This is a genomic window from Pseudomonas sp. P5_A12, from assembly GCF_056400685.1.
Map to the genome: position 1 here is coordinate 1 of NZ_JBFUKU010000341.1, position 5,199 is coordinate 5,199.

Here is a 5,199-nt window from a genome sequence, read left to right on the forward strand (position 1 = left end):
ACCTGCGATGGCATGCGTGATGCTGGCCACTGGAATCCTGCCTGGGATTCGCTGGCCGAGCTGGACGCGCAGTGGATGGAAAAGTTTCTCGGCATGGCCACACACCCGATACGCAAGGGGATTCTGGAGCCCAAGACCTTCGAACTGATCGCCATCGCCGTCGATGCTTCCTGCACCCATCTGTACGCCCCGGGCGTGCGTCGGCACATCCGCAAGGCACTCGAAGTAGGGGCCACCGTCGAGGAAATCCTGGCGGTGCTGCAGCTGACTTCGATCCTGGGCATCCACAGCATGGCGCTGGGCGCCCCGATACTCATCGAGGAAGCGCAGAAACTGGCTGTCGAGGGGCCGGTTCAAGGTACCTACTGATTTCATCCGTCTGGTGCGAAGGCCATAACGGCCTTCGCCCATCTCCGCTAAACAGTCCCGATCAGATGATTCACTCTAGGCCGATGGCTGTCTGAGAACTTCTCATTTGATGCCAGCCACCTTTCATTTGATGCCAGCACTACTCACCTGGTGCCACGTCTTTTAACTGACCTGGGACGTTTCAGTCGACGCGCCCGAGATCGCCAGTGCCCGCAAGTCTTTACGCAATATCTTGCCCACCGTGGACTTGGGCAACGCCGCGAGGAATTGCACCTGGCGCGGTATCTTGTAGGCCACAAGATGCGCGCGGCAGTGCTCGATCAGTTTCGCTTCATCGAGTACGGCATTGGCCGCCTTGACGACGTACAGGCAGACGGATTCACCGCTGCGCTCGTCCGGCAGACCGATCACGGCGCATTCGCTGACTCCTGTGCAGTTGGCGACAACCACTTCCACCTCGTTGGGGTACACGTTGAAGCCGGAGACAATAATCATGTCTTTCTTGCGATCGACGATCTTGAGCAGGCCATCGGCGGCAAAGTGGCCAATGTCGCCGGTGCGAAAGTATCCATCTCTCGTAAACGCGTTGGCGTTGGCTATCGGTTTTTGCCAGTAACCGGCCATGATCTGCGGTCCCTTGGCGCAAATTTCCCCGATCTCGCCGAGCGCGGCGGGTTGATCATCTTCCTTGAGCAGCACGATGTCAGTTGAAGGCAACGGCAAACCCACGGCCGCAGAGAACTGACTGCGCCCCATGACGTTCAGGCACAGGATGGCCGAGGTCTCGGAGAGGCCATAGCCTTCGAGGATCTCCTGGCCGGTGATGTACTTCCACTGCGCCGAGGTGGCTGGCAGCACGGCGGCGCCACCGCCGATGGCCAGTCGCAGGCGCGAAAAATCCACATCGCCAATACGCGGATGGCGGACCAGTGCGCCGTACAGGGTGTTGACCCCTGTCAGCAACGTCGGGCGGGCGGCGATCAGGGTGTTGACCAGATCGTCGCTGTTGCGCGCATCGGGGATCAGCCAATTCTCGGCCCCGGCCGAAAAGCAGATCAGCAGATTGATCGTCAAGGCAAACACGTGGAACAACGGGAGTGCGGTGACCACCACGTTGTCACCGTCAGTGTCGAACATGTCAGGGAGAAAAGCGCGCGCCTGCATGATATTGGCGATCAAGTTGCGGTGAGACAGGGCGGCGCCTTTTGACGGCCCGGTGGTCCCGCCGGTGTACTGCAGAAAGAGCAAGTCATCACCCGTCAGGTCGACCGGTGCCATCTGCAAGGTGCTGCCTTCGCGTAGTGCATCGACGAAACGTATCAACGGCATCGAGGACTGGATATCTATCTCGCCGGCCGCCACTGGCCCGGACAGGGTGTCGCAGAGATTTACCACAATGACTTTTCTGATGGCTGTGCCGATCAGTATCGTTTCCAGGGACGGGAGCGCACTGGCAATGATGACAATGGTCTGGGCCCCGGAATCGTTGAGTTGGTGCAAGAGCTCCTGCGGGGTGTAGGTCGGATTGACATTCACCTGGGCTGCGCCGGTCCGGAGGATGCCGAACATGGCCACGGGAAATGCTGGAATGTTGGGCAGCATGACCGCAACCCGATCCCCTCGTTGCACGCCGTGATGCTGCAGGTAGGCGGCAAATGCGCAGGACTGCCGGTCGACATCGGCGTAACTGAGAGAGTGCTTGAAACAGCGGAATGCGGTGTGACTGGCGTAGCGCTGCATGGCTTCTTGGGCCATGGCGACGACCGAAGAGAAGGCATCCGGGTTGATGTCAGCCGGTACGCGGGCGTCGTAACTTTGTTGCCAATGACGGGCGGTAGAGAATGATGGGGTCATGATCAACCTGCTTTTGAAGTTATTGTGGGGCGGTGATTGAGCCGTTGGCCTGCATACGGGCGCGCTTGCCGATGCTCAGATCGACTGAGACAGGCACCTCGATGGTGTCTTTCATGGCGCCCGTCTCAAGAACATGGCTGAGCACAGACGCGCTCAAGATCAGTGTGATAGTTACGCACCCCCAACATCAGCACGAACGCAGCGGCAACGCCTGCCAGGGGCAGCAGTTGCAGTGCCGAGGCGAGGCCAATGCGATCAGCAAGCAAGCCGGTGACAAAGGGGCCGGGGGCCATGCCCAGCAGATTGTTGGCAATCGCCAGCGTGGCCATTGCAGTGCTGTGAAGGGCAGGTGGAGTCMGGTCGGCGACCATGGTGCCGGACGGGCCGACGATGCCACCGCCGACGAACATGGCGAGGCCGATCATGACCAGTTGCGCCATGCCCACCGGCAGCTGGAAAGCCACGGTCAACAGCGCACTGCAGAGCAGGCAATAACCCATGGTCAAGCGGATTTTGCGCGTCGGCGAACCGGTGCACAGCCGGTCGGCGATGGCACCGCACAAAGGCATGCCGACCGCCGTGCAGAGCATAAAAATGGCGGCGATGGCGCCGGCGTTGGTGAGCGGCATGTCGTAGAAGCGATTCAGGTAGCTGGGCAACCAGGTCAGCAAGGCGCCGATGGTGAACAGTTGCAGGCCACTGCCGATGTAGACGCTCAACACCGAAGACGTCGAGAACAGGGTCTTGAGTGGAGGATAGGTCCTGGACAGACCCGCGCCCGTTTTCTGCCGAGGCGATTCGAGACGAGAAGGCCTGACGACCAGCGCGTAGACCGCCGTCAATGCAATGCCATAAATGGCCATGCCAACGAAGGACGCACGCCAGCCGAAATGCGTCGCGAGCACGCCGCCCAGGCCGATGCCGAGCACAGAGCCGACCATGCTTCCGGCCAGGAACGCACCGGTGATCGTCGAGCGTTGATGTGGGGGGAAGATGCTCAGCACCACGGCCAGGCCGACGCTGCCATAGGCCGCTTCGCCGACGCCAATGAAGAAGCGCGCGACGAACATTTCCGGATAGTTGGAAGCGAAACCACACATCAGCGTGGCSAGGCTCCAGAGAGCGGCCATGAGGATGAGGCTGCGGATGCGCCCCCAACGATCGGCCACGACCGACAGCGGAAACGCCAGCACGCCGACGGCGACAGCGACAACGCCGGAGAGCGCGCCCAATTCGGAATCTGAAAGGCCCCATTCGGCCTTGAGCTGCGGGAACACGACGGTCAGTACCTGCCGGGACATGAAGTCTGACAGCAGCAGTCCGAAGGTCAGGGCGAAGACCACCCAGGCGTAGGGCCGGGCGACACGCCGCCAGGTTTCACCACGTAGTTCTATTGGAACGTGCAAAGTCATGGAGACTTTCCTCTCGTTACGGCCACGTTCATTGCGCAGCTCTTGTAAATTGGGGTGCAGCGATACTTGCGGAGCGCGCTTATGGAAAGCGCACCCCGCGAGTTGATTTAGCCGTGTTGCGTAAAGCCTTTTTGACCAGGCTTGCGGTTCGGCGCAAAGCCGTTCTCGGCCAGGGTCTCATCGGCGTCCTTGTAGAACGTGCCAATCTTGTAGATTTCGCGGGCTTCTTTGCCGTTGGCCACTTCGCGCCCCATTTCCCTGGAAATACGCACCAGTTGCTCGATCTGCTCGACATTGCTCATCTTGCGATCACGGCCTTGCGTCCAGAGGTTGTCCTCGGTGCCACAACGCACATGCATCCCCATGGCAATCGCCATGACGTTCAGCGGCAGGACATTGAGCATGGCGGTTTCCAGGGTCAGCACGGAGCCGTCGGGGCAGGCACGTACGAAGTTCGCCAGGTTGTAGAGGTTGGGAGCATCGGAACCACCACCGATCGCCACCCAGGTCAGGATCAACGGCACGTTGCAGACGCCGCGCCGCATCATGCGCTCGACCGTTTCGAACGAGGGGATGTTGCCGAGTTGAAATTGCGTCTGGATACCACTGGCTGAGAGACGCTTGATGTGTTCCTCGACCCACTCAGGGCCGGCCGGAATGGTCATCTCGCGGTAGGCGCGATAAATCTCGGGCGTCGCAATACTGGTGCCGGCAAGATCGGCTTCGCACATTTGCTCGACGATGTTCATCTGGTTGCTGTTGATGGCAATCGTCACCTGGTCGGGCTTGGGCGAGAGTTCGGCAAGCATGTGACGCGTGTCATCGGAGAGCCATTTGGCGACGTCGCTATCACCCTCCGGGGCGAAGGAAATCGAGCCGCCGACCTGAATGATCATGTCCGGTACCGCTTCGCGTACGCCGGCGATCAGTTCATTGAACTTGGACAGTCTCTTGGAGCCTTTACCATCCAGCTCACGGACATGCAGGTGAAGCACAGTGGCACCGGCGTTGTAGCAGTCAACCGCCATCTGCACCTGCTCCGCCATGGTCACCGGGATCTCTTCGGGGAAGTCCGAAGGCTTCCACTCAGGTGCGTAGGGCGCAACGGTAATGACAAGCTTCTGTTGGTTTTCGGGGTGCAGCGATCCGTCAAGAAAGTTCATGCATGACTCCAATGTGTTGTTGTTTTTGTGCTTTCAAAAGCGCCGATGTTGCTGGGTGCATGGCTTTTACTTTGGGGTAACTGACCGTTGAAAACCTCTCATGTCATGCCAAAAACCTTTCATTTCGTGCCAGCGACGGCGGAGGTTTCAATCGGTGCCATATACTGCGATGCAGGCCACGCCGATTTTGCGATCGACATCAAGGAGCGGAGAGGGGATGGGCGCGTTCGTAAGAGCTGCAACGCTCAAACACTACATAGAGGTGGCGCAGAGTCTTGGCCTTAATCCAAGCAAAATGCTGCGTAACGCGGGCCTGTCGCCAAGCATGCTCAACGACCCGGAATTCTTGCTGCCGTTGGAGGCGGCGCTGAAGTTGCTGGAGAGTTCTGCGGATCATTCAT

At 59.6% G+C, this 5,199-nt stretch carries 4 protein-coding genes and 1 pseudogene; 2 read left to right on the plus strand and 3 right to left on the minus strand.

The features are described 5' to 3' along the window. Positions 1 to 369 (plus strand): carboxymuconolactone decarboxylase family protein (locus AC1DSG_RS27230; protein ID WP_477793648.1); only part of this gene is annotated, 369 nt, incomplete at its 5' end. Positions 370 to 531: 162 nt separating this feature from the next. Here AC1DSG_RS27230 and AC1DSG_RS27235 read toward each other — a convergent pair. From AC1DSG_RS27235 to AC1DSG_RS27245, 3 genes are all read right to left on the minus strand, one after another. Beyond that, positions 532 to 2,223, minus strand: a complete 1,692-nt coding sequence (locus tag AC1DSG_RS27235) for an AMP-binding protein (protein ID WP_477793649.1) — start codon at positions 2,221 to 2,223, stop codon at positions 532 to 534. A gap of 125 nt (positions 2,224 to 2,348) precedes the next feature. After that, positions 2,349 to 3,635, minus strand: coding sequence for an MFS transporter (locus tag AC1DSG_RS27240; RefSeq protein ID WP_477793650.1), 1,287 nt, complete (start codon positions 3,633 to 3,635; stop codon positions 2,349 to 2,351). 107 nt (positions 3,636 to 3,742) lie between these two features. Then, positions 3,743 to 4,798 (minus strand): beta-keto acid cleavage family enzyme, encoded by a 1,056-nt coding sequence (locus AC1DSG_RS27245; RefSeq protein WP_477793651.1) that lies wholly within the window; start codon positions 4,796 to 4,798, stop codon positions 3,743 to 3,745. 217 nt (positions 4,799 to 5,015) lie between these two features. Here AC1DSG_RS27245 and AC1DSG_RS27250 point away from each other — a divergent pair. Then, positions 5,016 to 5,199: pseudogene (locus AC1DSG_RS27250) on the plus strand (AraC family transcriptional regulator); the annotation flags it as partial.